The organism is Marinoscillum pacificum, from assembly GCF_024714495.1.
GTDB lineage: Bacteria > Bacteroidota > Bacteroidia > Cytophagales > Cyclobacteriaceae > Marinoscillum > Marinoscillum pacificum.
Window position 1 is genome coordinate 59,185 of the sequence record NZ_JAMZMJ010000006.1, and the last position, 26,804, is coordinate 85,988.

Annotated in this window: 18 protein-coding genes; 14 read left to right on the forward strand and 4 right to left on the reverse strand. The window is 39.8% G+C overall.

The features are described from left to right. Positions 1-11: 11 nt before the first annotated feature. The 4 genes from NXS00_RS14795 to NXS00_RS14810 all read left to right on the forward strand — a co-directional run bounded on the left by NXS00_RS14795 (position 12) and on the right by NXS00_RS14810 (position 6,875). Positions 12-3,188, forward strand: a complete 3,177-nt coding sequence (locus NXS00_RS14795) for a CHAT domain-containing protein (protein ID WP_258100003.1) — start codon at positions 12-14, stop codon at positions 3,186-3,188. 41 nt (positions 3,189-3,229) lie between these two features. Beyond that, positions 3,230-4,444, forward strand: a complete 1,215-nt coding sequence (locus tag NXS00_RS14800; protein WP_258100004.1) for a M43 family zinc metalloprotease — start codon at positions 3,230-3,232, stop codon at positions 4,442-4,444. Between the two features lie 201 nt (positions 4,445-4,645). Continuing rightward, positions 4,646-5,947 carry a sensor histidine kinase gene (locus NXS00_RS14805; protein ID WP_258100005.1) on the forward strand — a complete coding sequence of 434 codons (1,302 nt, stop codon included), beginning with the start codon at positions 4,646-4,648 and terminating at the stop codon, positions 5,945-5,947. A 52-nt stretch (positions 5,948-5,999) separates the two neighbouring features. Continuing rightward, the gene (locus NXS00_RS14810; protein WP_258100006.1) at positions 6,000-6,875 is read left to right on the forward strand and encodes a dienelactone hydrolase family protein; all 876 of its coding nucleotides are present in this window, start codon (positions 6,000-6,002) and stop codon (positions 6,873-6,875) included. Positions 6,876-6,940: 65 nt separating this feature from the next. Here NXS00_RS14810 and NXS00_RS14815 read toward each other — a convergent pair whose 3' ends face one another. After that, positions 6,941-7,294: a hypothetical protein gene (locus tag NXS00_RS14815; RefSeq protein ID WP_258100007.1), complete on the reverse strand. Its 354-nt coding sequence runs from the start codon at positions 7,292-7,294 to the stop codon at positions 6,941-6,943. Between the two features lie 186 nt (positions 7,295-7,480). On the opposite strand from NXS00_RS14815, the gene polA reads away from it, so the two are divergent. The 6 genes from polA (at position 7,481) to NXS00_RS14845 (ending at position 18,117) form a co-directional block, all read left to right on the forward strand. Further along, positions 7,481-10,249 carry a DNA polymerase I gene (gene polA / locus NXS00_RS14820; protein ID WP_258100008.1) on the forward strand — a complete coding sequence of 923 codons (2,769 nt, stop codon included), beginning with the start codon at positions 7,481-7,483 and terminating at the stop codon, positions 10,247-10,249. Between the two features lie 15 nt (positions 10,250-10,264). After that, complete coding sequence (locus NXS00_RS14825; protein WP_258100009.1) at positions 10,265-12,817, forward strand: M1 family metallopeptidase; 2,553 nt, start codon at positions 10,265-10,267, stop codon at positions 12,815-12,817. Between the two features lie 201 nt (positions 12,818-13,018). Continuing rightward, positions 13,019-13,549: an REP-associated tyrosine transposase gene (locus NXS00_RS14830; protein WP_258100010.1), complete on the forward strand. Its 531-nt coding sequence runs from the start codon at positions 13,019-13,021 to the stop codon at positions 13,547-13,549. Positions 13,550-13,902: 353 nt separating this feature from the next. Beyond that, on the forward strand, positions 13,903-14,850 hold the full coding sequence (locus NXS00_RS14835; protein ID WP_258100011.1) for a threonine ammonia-lyase: 948 nt from the start codon (positions 13,903-13,905) through the stop codon (positions 14,848-14,850). Positions 14,851-14,982: 132 nt separating this feature from the next. Continuing rightward, the gene (locus tag NXS00_RS14840) at positions 14,983-17,136 is read left to right on the forward strand and encodes a S9 family peptidase (protein WP_258100012.1); all 2,154 of its coding nucleotides are present in this window, start codon (positions 14,983-14,985) and stop codon (positions 17,134-17,136) included. Between the two features lie 102 nt (positions 17,137-17,238). Continuing rightward, positions 17,239-18,117, forward strand: coding sequence for a diacylglycerol/lipid kinase family protein (locus NXS00_RS14845; protein WP_258100013.1), 879 nt, complete (start codon positions 17,239-17,241; stop codon positions 18,115-18,117). Here NXS00_RS14845 and lgt read toward each other — a convergent pair. Together lgt and NXS00_RS14855 are read right to left on the reverse strand one after the other, a co-directional pair. Then, a complete protein-coding gene (lgt, locus tag NXS00_RS14850) occupies positions 18,114-18,890 on the reverse strand; it encodes a prolipoprotein diacylglyceryl transferase (RefSeq protein ID WP_258100014.1) in 777 nt (258 codons plus the stop codon). The two genes, NXS00_RS14845 and lgt, sit on opposite strands and share 4 nt — an antisense overlap. 177 nt (positions 18,891-19,067) lie before the next feature. Beyond that, a complete protein-coding gene (locus NXS00_RS14855) occupies positions 19,068-19,550 on the reverse strand; it encodes a PaaI family thioesterase (RefSeq protein WP_258100015.1) in 483 nt (160 codons plus the stop codon). Between the two features lie 140 nt (positions 19,551-19,690). On the opposite strand from NXS00_RS14855, the gene NXS00_RS14860 reads away from it, so the two are divergent. Both NXS00_RS14860 and NXS00_RS14865 read left to right on the forward strand, forming a co-directional pair. Beyond that, the gene (locus NXS00_RS14860) at positions 19,691-20,575 is read left to right on the forward strand and encodes an MBL fold metallo-hydrolase (protein ID WP_258100016.1); all 885 of its coding nucleotides are present in this window, start codon (positions 19,691-19,693) and stop codon (positions 20,573-20,575) included. 82 nt (positions 20,576-20,657) lie between these two features. Beyond that, positions 20,658-22,844, forward strand: coding sequence for a DUF2339 domain-containing protein (locus NXS00_RS14865; RefSeq protein WP_258100017.1), 2,187 nt, complete (start codon positions 20,658-20,660; stop codon positions 22,842-22,844). On the opposite strand, the gene NXS00_RS14870 is transcribed toward NXS00_RS14865, so the two are convergent. Further along, entirely contained in the window at positions 22,841-23,476 is a 636-nt protein-coding gene (locus tag NXS00_RS14870; protein WP_258100018.1) for a response regulator, read from the reverse strand. The genes NXS00_RS14865 and NXS00_RS14870 overlap by 4 nt on opposite strands. 210 nt (positions 23,477-23,686) lie before the next feature. Here NXS00_RS14870 and NXS00_RS14875 point away from each other — a divergent pair, with 210 nt between their 5' ends. Beyond that, a complete protein-coding gene (locus NXS00_RS14875; RefSeq protein ID WP_258100019.1) occupies positions 23,687-24,514 on the forward strand; it encodes a universal stress protein in 828 nt (275 codons plus the stop codon). Positions 24,515-24,689: 175 nt separating this feature from the next. Next, complete coding sequence (locus tag NXS00_RS14880) at positions 24,690-26,765, forward strand: glycoside hydrolase family 97 protein (RefSeq protein WP_258100020.1); 2,076 nt, start codon at positions 24,690-24,692, stop codon at positions 26,763-26,765. Positions 26,766-26,804: the final 39 nt, after the last annotated feature.

A 26,804-nucleotide genomic window follows, 5' to 3' on the forward strand; every position in this document is an offset into this window, starting at 1 on the left:
TTAATTCCGCCATGGTTCGAATAGCATTTTCATCCCTCCTTACCATTTTATGTCTGGGCATGCTGATGGCACAAACCCCATTCAAAGACAAAAAGGATAAAAAGTTTTACGACAAGATCGATAAGCTCTATAATAATGGTGATTACGAAAAAATTCTAGATAATGAAGAGGCCATCATAACCTATGTAGACGGTAGGCAAGATACTGTCGCTGCGGTAATGAATTTTTTTCTCGGCGATTCTTATCTTATGATCTACAATGATCTGGAAACTAGTTCCAAATTCTTTAGAAAGGAATATGAGTTGCGAAAGCTCGCTGGATACAAAGATGAAGCCTTTACTCAATCGGCATTCAACCTTGGGTACATTCTGGACGAAATGGGCTATTACAAGGAAACTGAAGACATCTATCTTGAATTACTTGAAATAGAAGAAGCTAGTAAAGGAAAGAAAAGTCAGGACTATTATGTAACAGCATCCTCTCTGATGGAGCATTACATGTACACGAATGACTACACCAAAGGGCTGGAGTTGGTAAAAGATCTGAAAAAGGTTGTTGATAAAAACACGATCAATGAAGCTATGCTTCTTAAATACGAGGGCGATTACCTTGAAATGTCAGGTTCCTATAAAAAGAGTGAGAAGGCATTGCAGAAGTCCCTTGAAATTTTGGATGAGAATGGAATGTACGCCTCAGTTGAGTATGTGGGTGTTTTAAGTAGTGTTGGTGGACTATACAGTAGCATGGGAAAAATTCCAGTTGCTGAAGAAGCTTACAGAGAAGCTTTGAGCATTTTAGATAGATTACCTAGTGACTATTCAGATTATAAATTGGCTGTTAGGGGTAACCTGGCTTCAGTATTATACATTCTAGGAAATTACGATGCCGCGGAAGAGATCTATGTGGAGAACCTAAAGCAGGATGCAGAGCTTTTTGGTGAAGAATCATTCTATTATGGAAGTGACGCTTACAGTTTGGCAGTTAATTATGTGGAAGCTGGCAAATACAAAGAAGCTGAGCAAAAATTTACAGAGGCTGCTGCTATTTTTAAGGACATTCTTGGTGAAGAAAGCATCTATTCAGCTCGTGTTCTAGAGCATTTAACAGAACTATATACCAAAACAAGACAACTGGACAAAGCCATAGAATCTGGTAAAAAAGCAATTGCAATCATTGAAAAAGTTTCAACTGACCCACAACAAATTGCCATCGCCTATTACTATTTAGGAGATGCCTATTTTGCGGAAGGTGAAATAGAAGAAGCAGCCTCATACCATAAGAAAGCATTAGAAATAAGAGAGAAGGGATTAGGAAAGAGTCACAGCGATTATGCGCAGAGTACCAACAAAATGGCCATCCTTAACTGGAATAAGAAATTGTTGGATGATGCAAAAAAACTCTATCAAGAAACTTTTGACAATTACTTCGCTCAGATCAACACCATTTTCCCTATCCTAAGCGAAGAAGAGAAAGCAAAGTTCTATTACAACAAACTTCGCCCAACTTTTGAGCAATACAATTCTTTCATTGTTGAAACTAGTATAGAAGAAAAAGAGCTAATTGGTGAAATGTACAATTACCAACTGGCAACTAAAGGACTTATCCTATCTGCTACCAACAAAGTCCGTGAATCAATCATGAGTAGCGGCAATGAGCAATTGATCGTGCAATATGAAGAGTGGGTAGAGCAAAAAGAGAAACTAGCAAAACTCTTCAGTACTTCAGATATGCCTGTAGAGATCAGAAACGTCAAAATAGATTCATTGACTAAACTGGCAGATGACCTGGAAAGAGCATTAAGTAAAGAATCTGCCGATTTCAAGCAAACATTCGCAAATCGTGATCTGAAGTGGCAAGACATTCAGGCCAAACTTAAGCCGGGAGAAGCAGCTGTTGAGGTTGTAAGATTTAGAGATTTCACTCCTGATTCAGCGGGCGTTTTTACGGATGAGGTGTATTATGCTGCATTGATCGTTACTTCTGAAACGAAAGACTATCCTGATTTGGTGCTCATGAGAAATGGTAAAATGATGGAAACCAGATATCTATCAAACTACCGAAATGCTATCAAATACAAAATTGATGAAGATTTTTCATATAAGTTATTCTGGAAGCCTATTGCCAACAGATTAGAAGGAGTTAAGAAAGTATACTTCTCTCCAGATGGGGTTTTCAATCAGATTAGTATTTACACGCTAAGAAATTCAGCTACAGGCAATTTCACATTGGATGAATTAGAAATCCATGTAATGACCAATACTAAAGATTTGGTGGCCTTTAATGGTTCTTCAAATCCTGGAAATAAGTCATATCTCTTCGGTTACCCTAACTACAACATGGGTGCTATAGATCAAAAAAGAGAAGATGGTGGATCAACAGATGCCTCAAAAATCACTCAGGCTGCTAAAGAAGACAGAAGTGTAAGAGGTGCAAGTCGTGGCGTTAGAGGATCTCGAGGTGGCGACGATAATATTGAATCATTAAGTAGAGGTGGTGCTATTCCAAGAGGTTTGAGAGGAAACTTATTGAGGTACATGAGATCCAACCAAATGCTAGCCCTTCTACCTGGTACCAAAAGAGAAGTGAACTTGATTGATAGTCTTTATAATCACAAGGCACTTCCTGCGACAACTTATTTGAGTAACGATGCATTGGAAGATAGTATCAAGAAGCTTGATAACCCTAGAACACTACACATTGCTACTCACGGTTTCTTCCTGGAGAACGACCATGATGATGAGCAAACAGATGAGTATGTTCAAAATCCGTTGCTCAGATCAGGCTTGATCCTTGCAGGAGCGAATAGTTTTATCAGTGAAGGACAAATTTCTAACCAGATCAGACATGACGAGGATGGAATCCTTACTGCTTATGAAGCAATGAACTTGAAATTGGATGGTACTGAATTGGTTGTACTATCAGCTTGTGAAACTGGCCTTGGTGAAGTAAAAAATGGTGAAGGTGTTTATGGTCTTCAAAGAGCCTTCCAGGTAGCAGGAGCTGACGCAATCATCATGTCCATGTGGACGGTAGATGATGACGCCACGCAAGAATTGATGACCATCTTCTACGAGGAGTGGTTGAGTGGAAAAAACAAGCAAGATGCATTCATTACTGCTCAGAAAAGACTGAAAGACAAATGGAAATCTCCGTATTACTGGGGAGCATTCGTCATGATCGGTAACTAATAGTTAGACGAATTATAAGTTTTGCATAATGCAAACGCTACATGAAATTAAGTAGAAGATATGTCTTCGCTATCGTTTTGGCCGTTTCATCCTGCTTGCAGGGAAACGGCCAAAATGTTTATTGTGGGTATGAAAATTTCCTCAATAGATATCAATTATCAGAGCAGGAATTGACTGATTCTAACCAACGAAACGTTGGCTACTTTTCTGAAAAATTTCAATACATCATACCTACAGTCATCCACGTGTTCCATGATTCAACTGCTGGCAAACTATCAGAAGCACAGGTTTTATCTGGATTAGAAATTCTCAATAATGATTTTGCCGGCTTAAATGATGGTTGGGAGACTATCAGCCCAGAGTTTGATAGCATAAAGTCAACCTTAAATATCCGTTTCGTTTTAGCAAAAGTTGATCCCAATGGAGAATTCACAACCGGAATAGTTTATCACGAAGATCCTGATTTAGTTATTAGCGAAAAACGACCGTTTGAATACGCCTGGGACAATTTTAAATACTTCAATATTTATCTTCCTAAGTATGTTTACGAACCGGGCTCCAACTTTTCAGGATATACTTCTTATCCAAGTGAATACGTCAGTACAATAGGCGAAGATGGTATAGTCTTGAGTTCCGTGAGATGGGGTTTTGGAGATCAATCTGATCTGGAAATAGGAGATGACTGGGCCTCCATCAATACGCATGAAGCAGGGCATTGGCTCAACTTAAGACATACTTTTACTGGCGGTTGTGATGATGGTGACCTGGTAGATGACACCCCACCAACCTTAGGAGGATCTATTGAATTGGAAGGCTGCGAAAACAATGACTTTAGCTGTGGAGTAAAGGTCAATGGTGAGAATTTCATGGATTATAATCATCGCTGTAAAAAGATGTTTACTAAAGGTCAGGTTCGGCGCATGCTTGATGCATTGCAAGGACCTGCAAGACATCCTATTTGGCAAGAAGAAAACCTGGTAGCAACAGGACTTGGTGACTACTGGATAGAACCACTAAATATCGCTTCCTCAAAACCAATAATCTATCCGAACCCTGCATATGAAAATGTTAAAATCACTTGTGAAACACCATCCAAACTGAAGATTTACAGCTTTTCTGGAAACATAGTTCTTGACCAAAGTTTAAAAAAAGGAGAAAATAATGTTGATATCACATCACTGAAATTTGGCACTTATCTATACCAAATAACTGGAGGGAATACTTTTCAAACTGGTAAGCTTCTTTTATCAAAATAACAGTGAGTTGAAATCTATAAACCATTATCTAACAAATATTTTATTCATTTGTTAATTCACTTGAAAGAAAGTTAAGGACAATATTTTTCAGTTGAAAACAACCAGATTTACTGCCCCTTTTTTTATTTTCATACTTTCATGCCGGCGAACACGAAGGGAAAAAATCATTTAGAAAAAATTCTTTTTGAAATCATCTGTCTCATGATCATCATGGTTATGCTCCACGGAATGATTCAGGGACTTATTTTATTTAATGGAAATACCTTGTCGGTTGCAGAGTTTATAGTGGCCGTAATTTCGGCTTGCTTTTTTTACCTATCCCGATTCAAAAATAAATTTGAGCAGCTTCGGGTACCACTGGTTATTTTCACCAACATCTGTCTTATTTTTTTCTGGTTTTGGCTCTCCGGTTATATCGGCCCTACAGGAATAGGCGCTGTTGGAATTGGCATTATTTCCATCATTTTACTTCCCTCCAGATTCAGAGCAACTTTTTTAGTGATCAATTTCGCATTGCTCATTTTGCTGGTTATTCTTCAGGACCAAACAGACTGGGTTCAAACTCAGATAGGTGATTATGAAACGCTTCCCTATGACTATCTGGTCATACTTTTCGCTGTGCTTATCATTGTCAATTACCTGAAAACCGAATATGATAAAGAACGAAAAGTTGTTATCCAGCAGAATAAAGAACTTGATTTTTTAAATAAGAGTCTGGAAGAAGCAAATAGAGACAAACAGGAAACCATTTTGACTCTTCAAAATACTCAGTCTAAACTCATTGACTCAGAAAAAATGGCCTCTGTTGGGAGACTTACAGCAGGCTTAGCACATGAACTCAATAACCCGCTAAACTTCATAGGAGGTAATGTTCAGCCTATCCTCAATGACCTTGAAGACATTAAAGAATCAATGTCAGAGGAAATGAGAGCCAAAAACAAAGATACCTTTGACGAAATAGAACAACTATTAGATAATGTTCTCTCCGGTTCAAAAAGAGCAACAGATGTGATCAGTAATCTGTTGAAAATATCTCCAAGAGGACAAGATGACAATATTTCTACGGTATTGCTGAATGACTTATTAAACAGGACATGCCTTCTGATCAAAAACGCTCATCCAGATGTCGTTTTCACTACTAGTTTTGAGGATACGGTGTATGTAAGTGCCAATTCTATTGAAATCAACCAGGTGTTGCTCAATATTCTGAAAAATGCTGTAGACTCACTTCCACCCAAACGAGCACGAATAAGTATCAAGTTATTTATGGAAAACTCTATCGCCATCATTGAGATTTGTGATAATGGCAGGGGAATTCCTGTACAATTCCGTTCTCAGATTTTTGAACCTTTTTTTACAACTAAAGAGGAAGGAAAGGGTACAGGACTAGGGCTCTACATCTCTTATGGAATCATCAAAAAACATGATGGAGAAATCACATATCATGCATTGGAAAGGGGATCGTGTTTTAGAATTTCTTTACCCGCGGTTCTAGAAGTGTGAACAAACTCGATTGAATTTTGATTATAGTGGTAAATAAACCTACACGATTACCATGAAACTCAACATTTACACAGTTCCTCTCTTTGCATTATTGTTACTAGGGGGTATTGGATTAAATCCAAAAACGACCAAATCAAACACTGATAAATTAGATGCCGGGATAACTCAGTGCCACATTACTACCCAGGCATTTGCAGCATTGGGAGATGACGAGACCTTCCTATCTGAACATGAAAAACCCGTTCCGTTTACATATCAAGGCCCTGGAGAAATGATTACTTATGATGTTCCAGGTGGACAAAAAGCCAACGCTTTCATGATCAAATCTGCAAAACCTTCCAAAGACTATCTATTTGTAGTCCATGAGTGGTATGGCCTGAATGCCTATGTCAAAAATGAATCAGCAAAGTTTGCAGAGCGATTTCCGCAGATGAATGTAATCGCGCTTGATCTATATGATGGCAAGGTTGCTGACAATAGTGAAGATGCTGGTAAATACATGCAATCTGTAAAAACGGAAAGAGCATTGGCTATCATCAATGCCGCACAAGATTTCGTTGGTAAAAAAGCAAATATCTACACCGTGGGTTGGTGCTTTGGAGGCGGTTGGTCGCTTCAAACTGCCATTGAAATGGGCGATCAGGCAAAAGCAGCGGTAATGTTCTACGGAATGCCAGAAAAAGATATGGATCGATTAAAAACACTAAAATGTGATGTATTGGCCATTTTCGCTGAACAAGATAAATGGATCAGTCCAGCAGTAGCTGCTGAGTTCGAAACAGCCATGTCCAAAATCGACAATAAATTGGTTTTAAAGTCTTATGACGCAGATCATGGTTTTGCGAATCCTAGCAATCCGAAATTCAACGAAGAAGCAGCAAGTGATGCTTACGACAACATGTTTGAGTTTGTAAGTGCGAGAAGATAATTAACGATCAATGTTCTGGGTTTTAGGTCTTAATCCTAAAACTCAGGGCTTTTGTAATTACTTGATTAGGAAACCAACCAGTCTTTAGCCGCTTCCACATCATCAAAAGCGCGAGCATTATTTCCGGATACTCTGTTGAAAGCATTAAAAAGCACTTTTTTAGCACCCGTGATTCCAACGGCAGCTCGTTTTATTGTTAAATGCTTGGTTCTTTTGCCACTCTCCTTGGCCTTATCCACCACTGCGGAGACCGCAAAGACATCAGTCATATTGGAAAGTCGTAACATTGGCCTGTTTTCTTTCAAAGCAAAATCTGTGGCTTTATCCATTTCTTCCAGGATTTCATTTTCTTTCATTCCCTGATAATCCACATAAAGAATTTCTTTGCCCTTATGGTTAATAATACTATGTCCGGCCATATTAGTTATATTTTGACCTTATAAGTATAATTTGAAAGTTGACGATTTGCAAAAAAGATGCGATTAGCATCAAATTCTTGTCTATTAAGTTTTTAAACCTCTGATATTCCGAAGGATTTAAGTCAACTATTTTCCTTCGATCCAAAAACTAGAGCAAAATACTGACCGTCTTCTTACCTTTACTCTATGAGTGAAAAGAAGACCCTGTACCTATTAGATGCCTTGGCACTGATCTATCGTGCCCATTTCGCCCTGAGCAAAAACCCAAGAATTACTTCTACCGGAATTAATACCGGAGCCATTATGGGCTTCACCAATTCCGTATTGGAGATATTGACCAAGAGAAATCCAACTCATATAGGTGTAGCATTCGATACGCATGCACCGACATTTAGACATATAGAATACACGGAGTACAAAGCCAATCGAGAGGCGCAGCCTGAAGAAATCGCAGTGGCTATTCCGTATTGTAAAAAGATTTTGCAAGGGATGAACATTCCTATTCTGGAATTGGATGGCTATGAGGCTGATGACTTGATCGGAACATTGGCTAAAAAAGCTGCTAGAGAAAACTTTGAGGTGTACATGATGACACCTGATAAGGATTATGCACAGTTAGTTGAAGAGAATATTTACCTGTATAAGCCTGCGTATATGGGGAACGCTGTGGACATTTTAGGTATTCCTGAAGTCTGTGCAAAATTCGATATTGACCATGTAGATCAAGTTAGAGATGTATTGGGACTGAAGGGTGACGCTGTAGATAATATTCCTGGTGTACCAGGAGTAGGTGACAAAACTGCTTCCAAACTGCTCAAAGAATACGGCACCGTTGAAAATATTGTAGCCAATGCCGATCAGCTGAAAGGCGCACTCCAAAAGAAAATCATTGAGTTTGGAGAACAGGGGATCTTCTCTAAAAAATTAGCCACTATTGAAATCAACTCACCAATTGATTTTGATGAAGAGCTATTAACTAGAAAAGAGCCTAGCAAGGACCATCTGGTTCCTTTGTTTGAGGAATTGGAACTTCGCACTATCGCCAAGAGAATTTTCGTAGACCAGGTAACTGGAAAACCTGCCAAAGACGAATCACAACTTGGTCTATTTGGCGGTGGAGCAGCAACAGAGCTAGAAACTACCAAATCAACGTTTGATGCGGATAAAAGCAAGTATCACCTAGTGAAAACCAAGGAAGAACGTGCTGATCTCATTAAAAAACTGGAAGCAGCGAAAGAAATCTGTTTTGACACAGAGACAGATAGTTTGGAAACTCGTGAAGCCAAACTAGTTGGGGTGGCTTTCTCCATTAAAAAGGATGAAGGATATTTCGTGTTAATTCCGGAAGATGATGCTGAAGCTAAAAGCATTATCACAGAGTTTAAAGAGCTATTGGAGAATGATCAAACGATCAAAATCGGTCAAAACCTGAAATACGACATCCAGGTCCTTCGCAATTATGACATCCATGTCAAAGGTAAAATCTTTGATACCATGCTGGCTCATTACTTGATAGATCCAGAAACGCAACATGGTATGGATATCATGGCTGAAAACTATCTGGATTACAAACCTGTAAAATTCACTGATCTAGTAGGAACTGGTAAGAAGCAAAAATCAATTCGCGAGGTAGATGAGCAGGACTTGAAAAATTATGCCTGTGAAGATGCCGACATCACCCTTCAGCTGAAAGAAAAACTCGAGCCAGAAATTGCCGATCGAAAACTGGAAAGCTTACTACATGATGTAGAAGCCCCACTTTCTTTTGTATTGGCCGATATGGAATACGAAGGCGTAAAGATTGATGAAGAAGCATTAGCTAGTATGTCTAAGGAACTCGAGACTGAAAGCTTGAGAGTTCAAACTGAAATTTTTGAAATAGCTGGTCAGGAGTTTAATATCGGTTCACCTAAGCAATTGGGAGAAATCCTATTTGATAAACTGAAACTGGTTGATAAACCGAAGAAGACCAAGACCGGGCAGTATGCCACTGGCGAAGAGATTTTATCCAAACTAGCTGATGAGCATGCTATTGCTGCTAAAATCCTGGAATTCAGAGAATACAATAAGCTAAAATCAACCTATGTGGATGCGCTCCCAAAAATGGTGAGCGTTGCAGATGGAAAAGTACATACGGATTATCGTCAGACCATTGCTGCTACTGGTAGATTGAGCTCAAATAATCCAAACCTCCAGAATATTCCGATCAGAACGGCAAAAGGTCGTGAAATCAGAAAGGCGTTTATTCCTAGAAATGACGAGTATGTGATTATGTCTGCCGATTATTCGCAGATTGAGCTACGCATCATGGCAGCTTTCTCTGGTGACGAAAGTATGGTGGAAGCCTTCAAAAGCGGAGTAGATATTCATAGCAATACAGCAAGTAAGGTATTCAAAGTGCCTTTGGAAGAAGTAGATTCTAATATGCGTCGCAAGGCTAAAGAAGTCAACTTTGGTATCATATATGGTATTTCTGCTTTCGGATTAAGCCAAAACCTGAACATCCCGAGATCAGAGGCTTCTGAAATTATCTCTGCATATTTTGAGCAATTCCCAAAAGTGAAGACCTACATGGACAAAACCATCGAAAAAGCGCACGAGGATGAGTATGTGGAAACTATTCTAGGTAGAAGAAGATATCTCCGTGATATCAACACCAAGAACTTTACGCAGAGAGGATTTGCAGAACGAAATGCTATCAACGCTCCGATTCAAGGTAGTGCTGCGGACATGATTAAAATGGCCATGATCAAAATTCATGATTGGATGAAGCAAGAAAACCTGAAGTCCAAAATGATCATGCAAGTACATGATGAATTGGTATTCGATGCTCACAAGAATGAGCTAGACCTTCTGATCAAAAAAGTAGATGAGTTCATGAAAACCGCAATTGAGTTGGATGTACCAATGGAGATCGGAATTGGTAGTGGAAGCAACTGGTTAGAAGCACACTAATTAAGAATAAGATCTATGAATAAACTGGTATGGATGCTTTTGATAGCATCAGTGATGGTGGCTTGTTCTGAGCCAAAAGAAAATCTGTTGGATGTGGGCATACCACTCAAAATGGCAGAATATCGAAAGGAACAGGTCTCCAATATCAACTACCAGTTATCATTCAACATTCCTGAAGAACTGACTGATCCGGTCAGTTCTTCATTAGTACTCACACTGAAAGTTCATAACCTGGATCATCCGCTTTATCTGGATTTCAATGCTCCAAAAACCTTGTTGCTTTCCTTAAAAGTCAATGGAAAAGATGAGGTAATTGATCATCGACAAGAGCATTTGATTATTGATCCTTCTCTCCTGAAAATCGGGGCAAATGAAATAAACATTCAATTCAACGCTGGTGAACAATCTTTGAATAGAAATGAAGATTTTCTCTATACACTTCTAGTTCCAGACAGGGCGAGCACACTGTTCCCATGCTTTGACCAACCCAACTTAAAGGCGACTTATGACCTAACCATAACTACTCCCGAAGGCTGGGAAGCATTAGCAGGAGGTCCGTTAAAAAATTCTTCAAGTTCAGAAGGAAGAAAATCTTACGCTTTTGAAAAAAGTGATCCGATGAGCACTTACCTCTTCTCATTCGTCGTTGGGAAGTTCCAAAAAACAGAAGATGAACGAGCAAATCGTTTAATGCTCATGCTTTACCGGGAAACTGACTCTACCAAAGTAGCTCTGAGTATTCCAAAAGTGATGGATCATCATGCTGAAGCGCTAAGCTTTCTGGAAGATTATACCAACTATCCATTCCCATTTAAGAAGTTAGACTTTGCTGCTATTCCTGGATTTCAATATGGTGGAATGGAGCATGTCGGCGCTATTCAATATCGGGAGTCATCCCTATTTTTAGATGAAAGTGCTACTGACTCCAGAAAGTTAGGCCGAGCAAAACTCATTGCCCATGAAACGGCACATATGTGGTTTGGTGACCTGGTGACCATGGATTGGTTTAGCGATGTGTGGATGAAAGAAGTTTTTGCCAATTTCATGGCAGACAAAATCGTGAATCCAGCCTTCCCAGAGATTAATCATTCGCTGAATTTCTTCACCACACATTACGCGTCGGCATACTCTGAAGACAGAACTCAAGGCAGCAACCCAATTCGACAGCCTCTGGACAACCTGAAAAATGCAGGTACACTTTACGGCCGCATCATTTACAACAAAGCGCCAATCATGATGCGTCAATTAGAGACATTGGTTGGTGAAGAGCCATTTCGACAGGGTATTGAAGAGTACATGAAGTCTTTCGCCTATGACAATGCCACCTGGAATGATTTGGTTTCGATCCTGGATCGAAAAACAGAAACCGACCTTCTGAAATGGAGTGAAGTTTGGGTCAATCAATCAGGTCGGCCTGTTATTGAATCAACTATCAGCTATGATAATGGTAAAATATCCAACTTTCAGCTTAGCCAACAAGCAGAAAATGGATCGGAATTGCTCTGGCCTCAAGTTTTCACTGTTGATTTTATCTATGAAGATGAAGTGACAACACTTGATGTTTCCATCAATGATCAAATCTTGGAAATCAAAGAAGCAATTGGTTTAGAACAGCCAAAATTCATCATTTACAATGCGAATGGATTGGGGTATGGTGTATTTCCTGTAGAAGAAAATAGCTTGGAGTTAGTCCCAACCTTAAAAGATGAAGTAGCAAGAGCTTCTGCTTACACGAATGTATACGAAAACATACTTTCAGGAAATATTGAGACTTCTTTAGGCATCAAAGTCTACATGGAAAGTCTAAAAACGGAAGAGAACGAATTGTTGCTCTCCTTGATTACATCAAAACTCAGCCATCTATACTGGCATTATTTATCACCTGAAGAAAGAGCTGAATTTCAATCGAATTTAGAGGATATCCTCCTCTCTGAACTGCAGAAAGATCGTCTTGCCAATGAGAAAAAAGTACTTTTCGGTCTTTATGAGAGCATTGCTTATTCTGGGAAGGGAAAAGAAAAGCTCTACAAGATTTGGAGTAAATCCGAAAAGGTAGAAAATCTGAAATTAAACCAGGACGATTTTACCGGATTAGCCATGATATTGGCATTGTATGAACATTCAGAGGCCATCCAGATCTTGAGTACCGCTAAATCACAACTCATCAACAATGATAAAATCAAGAGATTTGAATTTATAGAACCCGCTCTTTCTTCTGATGAATCGGTAAGAGACGCATTTTTCATCTCCCTAAAGGATGCAAAGAACAGAGAAAAAGAATCCTGGGTGCTGACAGCAAGTGATTACATTCATCATCCACTGCGTCATGAGTCCTCAAAGAAACATCTTCGCTTATCCCTTGATTTGCTACAAGACATTCAATTAACAGGAGATATTTTCTTTCCGAAGAGATGGTTGGTTTCTACAATTGGTCAGTACCAGTCACCAGACGCTTATCAAGAATTAACAGCATTCTTGAACGACAACCCGAATTACAATGAAGTACTGAAAAAGAAATTATTGCAGGCTTCTGATGATTTAATTCGGTACAACTCGCTCGGCTTTTGATTATTCTAGCTCGGTTCCACCCAGTGAGGATTATTTCTGTCGTTTACAACTACAAGTCTACTGTAAGCTTTTGCTAGGTTCTACCGAGTGAACAACATCATTTGTAGCTTTCAGCTACCTTCAACTACTTCGCCATAGGCAAACAAATATCAGTTGCTCGACCAAGCAGCTTCTCCTGTAATATCTGATTATTTTTAGGATATGTCTGAACTACGAAAAGCCAATACTGATCATGCGTACTTTCTAACATTCACCATTGTTGGCTGGATCGACCTATTTACTCGAAAGGAGTGCTGTGATATAGTAATTGATAGTTTACAATATTGCCAGAAAAACAAAAACCTAGAAATATATGCCTATGTGATCATGCCTAGCCATATTCACATGGTTGCCCGGCGAACTGAAGGCTTGATGAGTGATTTGATTCGAGATTTCAAAAGTCATACTGCTAAACAGCTACTTACCATTGTTCATAATTCCAATGTAGAAAGTCGAAGTGAGTGGCTACTTCACATGTTCAGATTTCATGCGAAGTTTAAAAAACAAAACAAAGAATTTCAGGTATGGCAAAAGACAAGTCATCCAACAGAACTATTTTCCAATCATATAATCGATCAAAAAATCAACTATGTTGAAATGAATCCGGTTATGGCAAAAATTGTGACAAGCCCTGAATCATATGTTTACAGCAGTGCCAATCCCGAAAGCATAATTGAAGTCATTCAAGCTTAATGATTTTGATAGTTCTCGCTCGGTTCCGTTGAGTGAGTAATATCCTTGAAGCTATTTTCGACTACTTAGCTGATCGCTCTCGCTAGGTTCCACCGAGTGAGGATTATTCTGTAGCTTATAGCTATATTCAAATAGTTCGCCAAAGGCAATGAAAATAACAGTTGCTCGGCAGAGCCAAGCAACTACCAGGGATATCTGCTGTTCGGAACAACCATGCAGCTACAACAAGTAAAATACCGTTTAAATCAGTTAATACCACGTTTAGCTGATGGCAATTCGAATTGATCTGTTTTTTGGCTACTTTCGATTGTTAGATTAAGCAACCACACAACTTTCACAAACGGTAAATAACCATGGATTCAATTCCTAGTCTTAGCGACATCAAAAGAGCTCATCAACGTATCTCCAAAATCATTTTGGAAACACCTGTGATGACCTCACATTCGATTAATGAAATAGCCGGATGTGACATTTATTTCAAATGCGAGAACTTCCAGAAAGTAGGCGCATTCAAAATGCGTGGAGCAGCCAACATGATTCTGGGTTTCAGACCAGAGGAAAGAGAAAACGGCTTTGCCACACACTCTTCAGGAAATCACGCGCAAGCAGTGGCTTTAGCGGCTAAATTATCTGGTACCAAAGCCTATGTAGTGATGCCTGAAAACAGTACACAAGTTAAAATAGAAGCAACTAAGGGTTATGGTGCTGAAGTAATACTTTGCGAACCAAACGAAGCTTCTCGTATCAAAACATGTGATGAAGTAATCGAAAGAACCGGAGCCATATTTGTGCATCCATTTGACGATTATAGAATTATAGCAGGACAGGCTACCGCTGCTAAGGAGTTAATGGAAGAAGTTCCAGATATTGACATATTGGTGACGCCTGTCGGAGGTGGTGGATTAGCAGCAGGAACAGCACTTGCAGCTCATTTATTGGATCCAAACACAGAAGTCATTTTAGGTGAGCCGAAAAATGCTGATGACTGCTATAAGTCCGTACAAAAAGGAAAAATCACGCCAGTAAAAAATCCAGACACAATTGCTGATGGTCTAAAAACAACAGTAGGTGAACGTAATTTCGACATCATCAAAAATCATGTTTCGGCAGTGTACACAGTCACAGAAGAAGAGATCATTGATGCGATGAAAATGATCTGGGAACGCATGAAGATCATAATTGAGCCTTCTTGTGCGGTTCCTTTCGCAGCATTATTAAAAAACAAAGAGCGTTTTGCTGGCAAACACGTTGGTATCATCCTTACAGGTGGCAATGTAGACCTGGCAAACCTGCCTTTCTAAGTATTCTTGAATTATATCAAATAAACAATTAGGACATGAAATGAGCATAATTGCAGAACACCTATTATTATATCCCAGGTGCGAATGGAATCATGCGATTTCCATGTGACATTAGAAAAAATCATGACACATATGAAATATGTTTTATCCTGTCTTTTGCTTGTATTCGTTATGATGGCACAAGCTCAAAAACAAATTACCATTGACAATATCACCGACGCTACATTCTCACAGAAATCTGTAAGAAGTGTGAACTGGATGAATGATGGGCAGTATTATTCTGCACTATCAGACAACAAGGTGCAGAAATATGATGTAACTACAGGTGAAGTAGTAGAGGTGTTAGTAGATGGTGACGAATTAGACATCCGAATCAACAATTATAATTTTAGTGCAGATGAATCCCAAGTTCTTCTGCTAACTGAGCGAAAGTCTATATACAGACGATCTTTTACAGCTGTTTACTATGTGTACAACCGCTCAACCAAAGAATCTCAAAAGTTGAGTGATGGGGTACAATCTTATGCTACATTCTCTCCAGATGGATCTAAAATTGCCTTCACAAGAGACAATAACCTGTTTTACAAAGATTTGTCAACTGGTAAAGAAGTGACCATCACTACAGATGGTGAATTCAATAAAATCATCAATGGTAGCAGCGATTGGGTATACGAAGAAGAATTGTACATCACCAAAGCGTTTGAATGGTCTGTAGACAGCAAGAAGATCGTTTACTATCAGTTTGACGAAAGTAACGTACGTGAGTACAACATGCAGCTATGGAACGATGGTGCACTATACCCTGAAGACTATGTGTACAAATACCCAAAAGCAGGCGAAGACAATTCAGTAATCAAATTGTTCGTGTACCACTTGGATGGATCAAAGAAAGTACCTGTGGACATTGGAGAAGAAACTGACATCTACATCCCAAGAGTATACTGGACACAAGATGCTGATCTTATCAGTGTACAGCGTTTAAACAGGCTACAAAACAAGCTAGACATCTTACATGTAAATGCTAGCACGGGTGAATCTACCGTAGTTTTAACCGATGAAAGTGATACCTATATTGACTTCACTTTTTGTGATGATCTGACCTATTTGGAAAATGGTAAAGAGTTCTTATTTAGTAGTGAAAAAAGTGGCTACAAGCATTTTTACCTGTACACAATGAAAGGGGAATTGATTCGTCAAATCACTTCTGGAAATTTTGAAGCCGTAGAATTGGTTGGCTTGAACCAAGCTACAAAAACACCAATATTGTATTACACTTCTACAGAGGTTTCACCACTCGAAAGACAGCTTTATAGTATAGATCTTAAAGGAAAAGGTAAGAAAAAATTGACGGCTGAAAGTGGTACTAGCCGAGTTAACATGAGTAGTGACTGTAGCTATTACATGAACTATCACAGCACAGCTGATAAACCACTTAAGGTATCATTATTCAAAACTGCAGGCAACCAACTAATCAAAGTTCTAGAAGATAATGCCGGTTTGGCAACAGTTACTGCAGAGTATGGTCTGAGTGACAAAGAGTTCTTCACATTTGAGACAGTAGATGGCACAAGCCTCAACGGATTCTTCCTAAAACCAAAAGGATTCTCTGCCGGTAAGGAATACCCGGTATTAGTTTACCAGTATTCTGGCCCTGGTTCTCAAAGTGTAGCCAATAGTTGGTCTGCAAGTCACCACATTTTCCACCAATATTTAGTACAACAAGGGTACATTGTAGCTGTGGTAGACACTAGAGGTACAGGATATAGAGGTGAAGAATTCAAGAAATTGACCTACAAGCAACTAGGTAAATATGAAACCGAAGACTTGATCGCAACTGGTAAATATTTAGCAGACCTTCCATTCATTGATGCCAAAAGAGTAGGTGTGTGGGGCTGGAGTTATGGTGGATATATGTCTTCATTGGCTATCCTCAAAGGTTCAGATGTATTCAGCACAGCTATAGCTGTGGCTCCTGTGACTACCTGGAGATTCTATGATTCTATCTACACGGAGAGATATCTCCAAAGACCTCAAGACAATGCTTCTGGCTATGATGATAATAGTCCTATCCAGTTTGCCGACAAATTGAAAGGTAAATTCTTGCTAATCCATGGAACTGGTGATGACAATGTGCATTTTCAAAATGCCGTGACTTTGCAAAATAGTCTTATCAAAGCCGGCAAACAATTTGAGTCTTTCTATTATCCTGACAAAGCACACGGTCTGGGTGGCAGAAGAGGTCATTTGTATACCATGATGGCGGATTTCCTTCTGGAAAACTTATAATATTGAACCCTTCATAACTGGTCTTCACGGAAACGATAGTTTTTATGGAGACCAGTTATTATTTTGCGGGTTGACTTTGCAACCCACGGACGATAGACAAGTATGACTAGAAGGCTTTTTATTGTAGCCAACCCCTCAACTGGTACCAAACATCTCGAGTACATCCTTCGTGAGCTGATGGATTTCTGCGTAGCCAGAGACTTAGAGTTTGAGATATTTCTTACTGCTGCATCTCAAAACGCATGGAAAACAGTTGAAAAACATCTAGACGAATCCTATACTGATTTGGTCGTAATAGGAGGAGATGGTACGCTCAATGAAGCTATTAATGGATTGAAATATGATATTCCTGTTTCGATAATTCCGAATGGTAGTGGTAATGATTTCGTCAAAAACATCAACATTGGTCATGACTTGGAAGACCAGATCCAAGTACTTCGTTCTGGTAAAGTAAAACAAATAGACCTGGGCATCTGCAATGGCCGAAAGTTCATCAATGGTGTGGGTGTAGGGTTCGATGGCCAAATAGTTGCCGATATGCAACAAAAGAAAAGTTTACTGAAAGGCCCGGCAAAGTACTATGCTTTCGTTTTGAGAATTTTAGCGACCTACAAATCCCGAACATTCCGATTTACTCAAGACAAGCACTTGCAGCAAAAAGAGCTTATATTGATGACCATTGGTAATGGTACTACTTTTGGAGGAAGTTTTAAACTCACACCAGAAGCAGAAATCAACGATAGCATTTTAGATGTTTGTGAAATTGGTAAAATAAGTGGAATCAAGCGATTCTTCAATATTCACCGACTCAAGGAAGGTACCCATAACAGATTGCCAGAAGTGCATTTTTCACGTTGCAAACATCTACATATTGATGAAAACCCTGATTTGCATGCACATATAGACGGTGAATATCTTGGTCACCCTCCATTTGAAATTGGCATCTTGCCAAATGCCTTAAAAATCAGGGTAAAAGCCTAATTGGCGCTCTTTTTCTTTCTTAGAATCAACATGGAGATTACGGCAACCGTGATCACCACTAATGAAATCAACTGACTGTGAGAAAGAATACCGTCGATGATAAAGCCACGACGCACATCTCCTCTGAAGATCTCAATGACGCCTCTCCCAATAGAATACAAAATGATATAAACGAAGAACAACTGACCGTCAAAACGTTTGTGACGCTTCATCATGATCAATACCACTAAAACAATGGCAATCCACGTAACCTCATAAAGCTGGGTGGGGTGCAAAGCAACGTTTAATGGTTCAGCCTGACTCGCCGGATCTGTGTAGGTTACTCCTAGAAAACTCTCCGTAGGCAAACCGTGACAACATCCAGCGAAAAAGCATCCCATACGACCAAACATGTGAATGATGCAACCAGTAATGGCTATTCGGTCTAGCATCGGCCAAACCGGCCACTTCTGTTTTCTGAAATACCATATGACCGTTGGTATCGCAAATAACAAAGAGCCATAAAACACAAAACCCGTTCTAAAACCCTTGAACATATTGGAAGGAGTACCAAAATAGTAACCAGGATCCTCAAAGTAGAAAAACACTTTACCGCCAACAAAAGCTGCCAAAATGATCAGAATAGCGAGATTTTGTATTTTATCTGAGGTAATTCCAAGATCACGTTTTACCGTAATGGACATGTAAAAATAGCCCAAAGTGGCCCCAATCATGATCATGAAGCCATAAGTGTGAACAGTAAAATCACCAATCGAAAAGAGTTCTGGGTGCATGGTTGGGTTAGAAAGTTTAAGGTTCTGAGTTCTAAGATAACGCCAGTATTGGACAATCTATTATTTGGAGCCTAGTAAGCCTCATTTAGTTGGAAAAGGTAGCAAAAAAGGCAACCTTATTCAGGCAAGGACAAATGCCAATCTCAGAACCTAAAACTTTGGACTTTGAATTTGGAACTACTTAAATGGATTGTCGCCTTTGTGGGTACTACTGTCAAAAACTCGGATGGCGATTACCTCCGCTTCAGCAGTTACCTCTCCATTTACAGAAGCGGTACACGACATGACTGTTTTCTTTCCTTTAACCTCTGTTACCTTGGCTCTTAATTCTATCGTCTGATCATTTGGGGTTGGCTTCACATACTTGACAGTAATAGTCCCGGTAGCATAGCGATAGATTGGATCACTATCTAGTGACCGATCTTCTCTTCTATAGGCATCTGCCATAGCAGTTCCCATACAGTGACAGTCAATCAATGTTGCTAGAATCCCACCGTTGAGCAAGTTGGCCCAGCCATGATACTTCTCCTGGGAGTCCCAATGACAAACAGATTCATCACCGTCCCAAAAACTTTGGATTTGTAAACCTTCTTCATTACTAGCTCCACAGCCAAAACATACATTTTCGGGCATGTGGGACTGAAAGTAATCGTTATTCATAAGTCAGTTGTTGTTTCTTTGAATTCTAAATTTAGGCAATTTAAATCAAGACCGATACTGACAGAACTCCGCATTGGTTTCTTGAGTTCTCTAGTTGCATTGACGATATTTAACCCAACTTTTAACCCAAAACCGATTGCATGATTCACGTTTTAGATCTCAACTTTTTAGGCATTGATCACGCCATTGCATCGTTTCTTATCGAATCATCTGCTGGCCCTATTCTTATCGAAACTGGCCCGCACTCCACTTTTGAATCGATGAAATCACAACTGGCCAACCATGGCTATCAACCTGGAGATGTCAAGCACGTGTTGCTCACGCACATACATTTTGATCACGCCGGAGCTGCCTGGGCATTTGCTGATCACGGTGCCAAAATCTACTTGCACCCATTTGGCAAACCGCACATGGAGGACCCAACCAAGCTCTACAACTCTGCCAAAATGATCTATGGAGACGACATGGAGCGACTTTGGGGAGCCATGGACAAAATCTCAGCAGATCAGCTTCTCACCCCAGAGCATTTAGAAGAAATTACGATTGGTGACAAGAAATTTACAGCCATTCATAGCCCTGGACATGCTAAGCACCACATTGCCTGGCAGCTTAATGACATCATTTTTACAGGAGATGTAGCAGGTGTCAAGATAGCAGATGGACCGGTAGTGCCACCTTGTCCTCCTCCAGATATCAATCTGGAAGATTGGAACCAATCATTGGATATTCTGATGGAGCGAAAAGCCTCCTCATTGTACTTAACACATTATGGAGAAGTAACAGAAATCGGAGATCATGTTAATGAGCTTCGAAATATGTTGACGGATTGGGCCAACTGGATCAAAGAAAAATGGGAGTCAGGACTTACTGCAGACGAAATAACTCCACAGTTTTCAGAATACACGGCCAATCAACTCAGAGGTCTGGGTGTATCCGAACATGGCGTTAAGCAATACGAAGCTGCCAACCCAAGTTGGATGAGTGTGGCCGGGTTAATCAGGTATTGGAAGAAAAAGAGTCAATAATTATTCATTCCCTTCGTTTTTAAAGACTAGAGGAGAAGAGTATCGAGGTATTCTTCTCTTATTTTTTCACCTTTACTAATCTATGGAAGATCGCCGTATTGAAGAACTAAAAGAAAAACTGGACAGGCTTGTAACCCAGCAGCACCAAATGTCCAAAGAAATCAGAGATCTACAAGTATCCATTGATTCACTTTCAAATAGCCCTGAGAAGCAAGAGAAAACCAGTTACAATTCGGCACCTGTATTAACTTCTTCCGTACCCAAAAAAGAATTCAACACTGAATCAACAAAGGCTTCAAAACCTAAAGTAAAACGTGATCTGGAGCAATTCATTGGAGAAAATCTAATTAGTAAGTTAGGAATCCTGATTACCGTAATCGGTGTTGGTATTGGCTCTAAATTCGCTTTTGATAATAACATGATCAACCCACTTACCAGAATTATTCTAGGTTACGTGGTTTCACTTGGTTTGCTAGGCACGGCACTGTTCTTAAAAAAGAAATATACCTCCTTCAGTGCGGTACTTCTTAGCGGATCTCTGGCCATCATGTACTTGCTCACCTTTTCAGCCTATAGCTTTTATGACTTCATAGGCAAAGGCCCATCATTTGGGATCATGGTATTTCTCACTATTGCCACGGTCTATGCTGCGCTGAAGTATGACAGACCTATTATTGGACTTCTGGGCTTAGTTGGCTCCTATGCTATACCTTTTTTACTGAGCGATGGATCGGGACAGGTACTTTATTTGCTTATCTACATGGCCATTATCAATGCAGGTATTTTGGTTGTGAGCATCAAGAAATACTGGCAGTCGCTCTATTATGCTGCACTGATATTTACCTGGATTATTTTCACTGTTTGGTTTATCGATCAATATAGTCATGATGATTTTGCAGTAGGCATCACGTTCGCTTCCTTGTTTTACATACTATTCTACGCAGCATTTTTAGGCAATAAGATTCTATACAAAAAAGCATTTTCTCGAGAAGACATCTTTTTGCTATTAAGCAACTCGCTGATATTCTACGCACTTGGGTTTGCGCTCTTTAATAAGCGGTTTGATGAAGATTATGCCTTAGGAGCATTTACATTTATGAATTCTCTAGTGCATTTATTAGTGGCATTATTGGTCAAAAGACTGGATAAAGACAATGAACCTCTGTTTCGTTTGATTATTGGACTGGCCATTGTATACATTACCTTAACCATACCAGTCTTGTTCGAAGGTACGTGGATCACAGTTCTGTGGATAGGCGAGGCAGTGGCGCTCACTTGGGCAGGCCAAAACAAAGAAGGTCTTGCATACAAGCGCATGTCTTATGCTCTTATCCTTTTGACGTTCTTGAGTTTACTAACAGTTTGGGAGTCCAGAAGTCATTCAACCACCGCATCAATCATTGCCAACAAGTACTTTTTGGTTTCAATACTATCATCTATTGGGTTAGCAATCATTAATTGGTTGAACCAAAAGTCACATGTATCTAACGCCAAATGGTATGAGCGTGTCATGTATTTTGTAACTCCAGGAATTTTCATCCTATCAGTATACGTCGGTCTACTCTTGGAGATTAATGCTTTTTGGGACCATTCCGGACACCCAATGGATTACGAACTAAAGAAAATTTGGATAATGACCTATTCGCTGTGCTTTATTAGCACTTTGGGTTTTATCAGTTATTATAAAATTAGAAACGAGCAGTTAGCGAATGTCATTTTTGCACTGATCTTTTTAACTGTTCCATATTTACTTAATACTACTCTGTCGCTAAATCACCTCAGGACTTATTATTTAGAAAGAGACTCTTCTATGATGATATTATCTCACCGTTATGTACTCTTTTTATCAATCGCAGCAGTAATCATAAGTATAAAACCATTTGTTACTAATGGACTTATAAAGGATAAGTTAAAAGTTGCCTTTGACCTGCTCTTGTTGTGCACAATACTTTGGATATCCAGTATTGAATTGATTCACTGGCTAGATCTTGGTGGATTTAAATCAAGTGATAAACTGGCCTTGAGTATTCTCTGGGGAGCATCAGCCTTAGTTTGGGTAGGCATCGGATTTAGGCATTTGAAAAAACATATCCGAGTAGCGGCTATTTCACTTTTCGGAATTGCACTACTCAAATTGTTCTTTTATGACATCCCACACCTCAACATGCTCTCTAAAACCATCGTTTTTATTTTACTGGGAGTGTTGATGCTAGGTGCTTCTTACTTATACAACAGGTTTAAACAAAATCTGGAAAAGGCCGAAGACTAGTTCATCTCGAACTTCTTCATTTGGGCACTACCCACCCGAAGATGTCCAATTTCACCAATGGTATTACCTTTCTTGTCTTTTATTGGGCGAAAATCCACAGGTACTTTTACGTCTCTTGTTCCCATCAGATCAGACAGACTTTTACCCAGTTGGAGGCAAGCGATATCACTTACATGGGTAATGAAACCGTAATTGTTTCGAATGATAATAGGGTCAGATATCTGAGAAAGAATTGAGCTTAGAATGTTCGCCTCCTCATTTACATGAATTTGCAGTAAAGCATTCTCTACCACTTCTGGTAGTCGCTCGGCTTCCATCTTATTCAGAACTTCTTTTGCTCCATCAGAAACTAGTTTAGAACGGATGGCTCCAACGGAGGTGTTTGTGAAGAAAATAAAAGGTACATCTGGTACCTCAATTCGACAGGTCTTTAAAAATATTTCACCAGAGTGATTAGCCAAACCATAGTCCGAGATAATAATATCGGGAGGGTTGTTTTCTATGAGCTGTATAAAGTCCTTAAGGTTATTGACATGATGTACTTCCACCTCAGGGAAGTGCATCATCAAGACACGCTCGACCAATCTGGCGTCCTTACCGTTTTCTTCAATATGTAATACGGAGAATCTCATTTCGCTGTGATGGATGAAAATAGACAGAGTTATTCAGAATACAAGATAGTCTTCGATCAATCATCAATTTGCGAAGATCACACTGCTATTTTACCGTATCAGTCGTTTGACATCTATCACGAAAACACCTGATGGCCGTCATGAAAATTTGAAGGTAATGAACGTACCTTAATTCTCTGAATCAACGGGTTCCTTTTAGGTCTTGAAGTCATGAAAAAAATACTTGTCCCCACAGATTTCTCCGAATGCGCTAACAACGCTACGGACATAGCCATAGACATAGCCAAACACTATGGAGCGCAGTTGCACTTCTACCATTTTGTCTCTGTACCCATTGATTGGGTTCATTTAGACTTTGCCCAAAATGCCATGTACCCCGATGTAACTGATGAAGTCAATCGAGTACAGAAAGAAATGAAAAAATTGGTTCAATATGTGGAGAAAAAAGGGGTTTCAGCCTATTCCTATGTTGACTTTGATAACAGCACCGGTGCCGTAGGAAAATATGCCAAGAAAAATGACATCACATTTATTGTAATGGGATCTCATGGAGCTAAAGGTGTGCAAGAGTTTTTCCTCGGATCCAATGCTCAAAAAGTGGTTAGATACTCTGAAGTTCCAGTTTTGATCGTCAAGTCCAAGTTGGAATCACTAAAAGTAAACGACATTTTATTTGTTTCAGACTTTCAGGAAGAAATGACCAAACCGTTCGAAAACGTGGTGATGTTTGCAACGATGCTAGGTGCCAAAATACACTTGGTTTATCTCAACACTCCATCTGATTTCCAAAGATCATGGACCATTAAAGAACGTATGGAAAGTTTCGAAAAACTGGCTTCTGGGCATTTTGCCAAGTCTGAAATCGTCAATTGTCTATTCCTCGAAGAAGGAATGGAAAAATACTGTGAGAAAAACCATGTAGGTATGATTGCTATGGCAACCCACCATCGAAAAGGGTTATCCAGAACATTTCTGGGCAGCTTAACTGAAGAGGTAGTCAATCACATGGATATTCCAGTTGTAAGTTTCCCGATTTAATGTTTCAATATCAGTTAAATTGTTATGAAGTAAGTTTATGAATAGGGCCTTTTCTAAGGTCCTATTCTTTTTTTGTCCCAGAGATTCTTATGACATAACCTGGAAAAACGATGCTTTCAGACCACTATGTATTAGTTTTAGGGCAGGTAACATTGTAAATAAAGTATAAAGAAGTATGAAAAATTTTTTAGCCCTCTTCCTGGCAGGATTCATTCTAGCCAGTTGTGGAGAGTCGGATGATATGGCCTATCAGGTACAATCACCCGATAGCCAAATCGAAGTAACCTTCATGACACTCGGAGGTAAACCCGCTTACTCTGTGTCATACAAAGGAAAAACTCAAATTGACACCTCTTATCTTGGGTTCGAATTCAAAGACCAGCAACCTCTTGCCGGCAATCTTTCGGTCACCAAAAACCAGCTGAGCAGTGCAGATGAAACCTGGGAAATGCAGTGGGGTGAACAGCGCGAAGTACGCAATCAGTACAACGAACTGCGACTGACCTTACAAGAATCAGAAGCTCCGAACAGAACTTTTGACCTGGTTTTCAAAGCCTACAATGATGGAATTGGCTTCCGCTATGAGTTTCCAGAGCAAGAAGCTTTCCCTGGAGAAGTGGTAATCACAGAAGAATTGTCAGAATTTAATCTGACAGGAGATCACAAGGTATGGTGGATTCCTGGAGACTGGGACATTTACGAGTATCTGTATACAGAAAGTAAGTTCTCCAAAATCAATGCCTATGACATGTTCATAGAAGGAGATCACTTGGGTCAGGTAAAGTTGAACAGCAACGCTGTGAATACTCCGGTAACGATGAAGTCAGATGACGGGATCTACCTGAGTTTCCATGAAGCTGATTTGACGGATTATGCAGGAATGACTCTGAAAGTGGATACTTCCAGCCTGAGCATGGTTAGTGAACTGGTGGGAAATGATGCGGGTATCAAAGTAAAAACCAAAGCACCATTCGTAACACCTTGGAGAACGATCCAGATCGCTGATCGGGCTGGAGATTTGCTTGAATCAAAATTGATTGTTAACCTGAATGACCCGAACGAACTTGGAGACATTACTTCCTGGTTCAAGCCAATGAAATACATCGGTATCTGGTGGGACATGCACCTTAATCGTAGAACATGGGACTATGCATCGGGCAACCATGGAGCAACTACTGAATACACGAAAGAACTGATAGATTTCGCTGCTAAAAATGATATGGGTGGAGTATTGGTAGAAGGGTGGAATACAGGCTGGGAAACCTGGACCGATCCAAACATGCGTGATACCATTTTTGACTTCACTACATCTTATCCTGATTACAATTTGGAATATCTGGCAGGTTATGGTGCTGGAAAAGGAGTACAAATCATCATGCATCACGAAACTTCAGGAGCTGTTGCCAGATATGAGGAGCGCATGGAGCCAGCGTATCAGCTGATGAACAAACTGGGAATCCATTCGGTAAAAACAGGATATGTTGGTACTGTCATTCCTGATGGTGAATATCACCACGGACAGTGGATGGTGAACCATTATCAAAACACGCTGAATACCGGTGCTAAATATCAAGTGGCTATCAACATGCACGAGCCTATCAAAGCAACAGGATTAAGAAGAACCTATCCGAATGCAATTTCTCGTGAAGGTGCTAGAGGTCAGGAATATAATGCATGGGCTGGAGAAGGGGCAAGTCCTCCATCTCACTTGCCAACTATTGCTTTCACAAGAATGCTATCAGGTCCATTTGATTATACTCCGGGAATTTTCAATTTGAGCTTGAAGCCTTACAAAGAGGATCATCCGATCAAATCAACATTAGCCCTTCAGTTGGGACTTTATGTGAACATCTACAGCCCTATCCAAATGGCAGCTGATCTCATCGATTACTACAAAGGAAACCCTGCCTTTCAGTTTATACTGGATGTAGGAGTGGACTGGGAGCAAAGCAAGGTTCTAGATGGTGAGCCTGGAGACTTCCTCGTAACAGCAAGACAAGAAAAAGGTACGGATGATTGGTTTGTGGGTGGTATGACGGATGAAAATGCTCGCCCTTACACACTAAAGCTAGATTTCTTAGAAGCTGGAAAGACGTATACCGCTAAAGTTTACAGAGATGCAGACGATACGCATTATCTCGATAATCCTACTGCTATCGACATTGTGGAGATGGAAGTAACAAAAAGTGATGAAATTCCAGTAAATATGAAAGAAGCTGGCGGTTTTGCCGTTAGTCTAATAGCTAAGTAATTAGTTTTCATATAATCGTATCAAACCCTGGCGCTAAAA

Excerpts from the sequence above, each read along its gene's own strand:
- polA (WP_258100008.1), top strand. The coding sequence starts at position 7,481 with ATGAGTGAAAAGAAGACCCTGTACCTATTAGATGCCTTGGCACTGATC.
- NXS00_RS14845 (WP_258100013.1), top strand. The coding sequence starts at position 17,239 with ATGACTAGAAGGCTTTTTATTGTAGCCAACCCCTCAACTGGTACCAAA.
- NXS00_RS14835 (WP_258100011.1), top strand. The coding sequence starts at position 13,903 with ATGGATTCAATTCCTAGTCTTAGCGACATCAAAAGAGCTCATCAACGT.
- NXS00_RS14865 (WP_258100017.1), top strand. The coding sequence starts at position 20,658 with ATGGAAGATCGCCGTATTGAAGAACTAAAAGAAAAACTGGACAGGCTT.
- lgt (WP_258100014.1), bottom strand. The coding sequence starts at position 18,890 with ATGCACCCAGAACTCTTTTCGATTGGTGATTTTACTGTTCACACTTAT.
- NXS00_RS14795 (WP_258100003.1), top strand. The coding sequence starts at position 12 with ATGGTTCGAATAGCATTTTCATCCCTCCTTACCATTTTATGTCTGGGC.
- NXS00_RS14810 (WP_258100006.1), top strand. The coding sequence starts at position 6,000 with ATGAAACTCAACATTTACACAGTTCCTCTCTTTGCATTATTGTTACTA.
- NXS00_RS14815 (WP_258100007.1), bottom strand. The coding sequence starts at position 7,294 with ATGGCCGGACATAGTATTATTAACCATAAGGGCAAAGAAATTCTTTAT.
- NXS00_RS14855 (WP_258100015.1), bottom strand. The coding sequence starts at position 19,550 with ATGAATAACGATTACTTTCAGTCCCACATGCCCGAAAATGTATGTTTT.
- NXS00_RS14830 (WP_258100010.1), top strand. The coding sequence starts at position 13,019 with ATGTCTGAACTACGAAAAGCCAATACTGATCATGCGTACTTTCTAACA.
- NXS00_RS14800 (WP_258100004.1), top strand. The coding sequence starts at position 3,230 with ATGAAATTAAGTAGAAGATATGTCTTCGCTATCGTTTTGGCCGTTTCA.
- NXS00_RS14840 (WP_258100012.1), top strand. The coding sequence starts at position 14,983 with ATGAAATATGTTTTATCCTGTCTTTTGCTTGTATTCGTTATGATGGCA.
- NXS00_RS14875 (WP_258100019.1), top strand. The coding sequence starts at position 23,687 with ATGAAAAAAATACTTGTCCCCACAGATTTCTCCGAATGCGCTAACAAC.
- NXS00_RS14860 (WP_258100016.1), top strand. The coding sequence starts at position 19,691 with ATGATTCACGTTTTAGATCTCAACTTTTTAGGCATTGATCACGCCATT.
- NXS00_RS14805 (WP_258100005.1), top strand. The coding sequence starts at position 4,646 with ATGATCATCATGGTTATGCTCCACGGAATGATTCAGGGACTTATTTTA.
- NXS00_RS14880 (WP_258100020.1), top strand. The coding sequence starts at position 24,690 with ATGAAAAATTTTTTAGCCCTCTTCCTGGCAGGATTCATTCTAGCCAGT.
- NXS00_RS14870 (WP_258100018.1), bottom strand. The coding sequence starts at position 23,476 with ATGAGATTCTCCGTATTACATATTGAAGAAAACGGTAAGGACGCCAGA.
- NXS00_RS14825 (WP_258100009.1), top strand. The coding sequence starts at position 10,265 with ATGAATAAACTGGTATGGATGCTTTTGATAGCATCAGTGATGGTGGCT.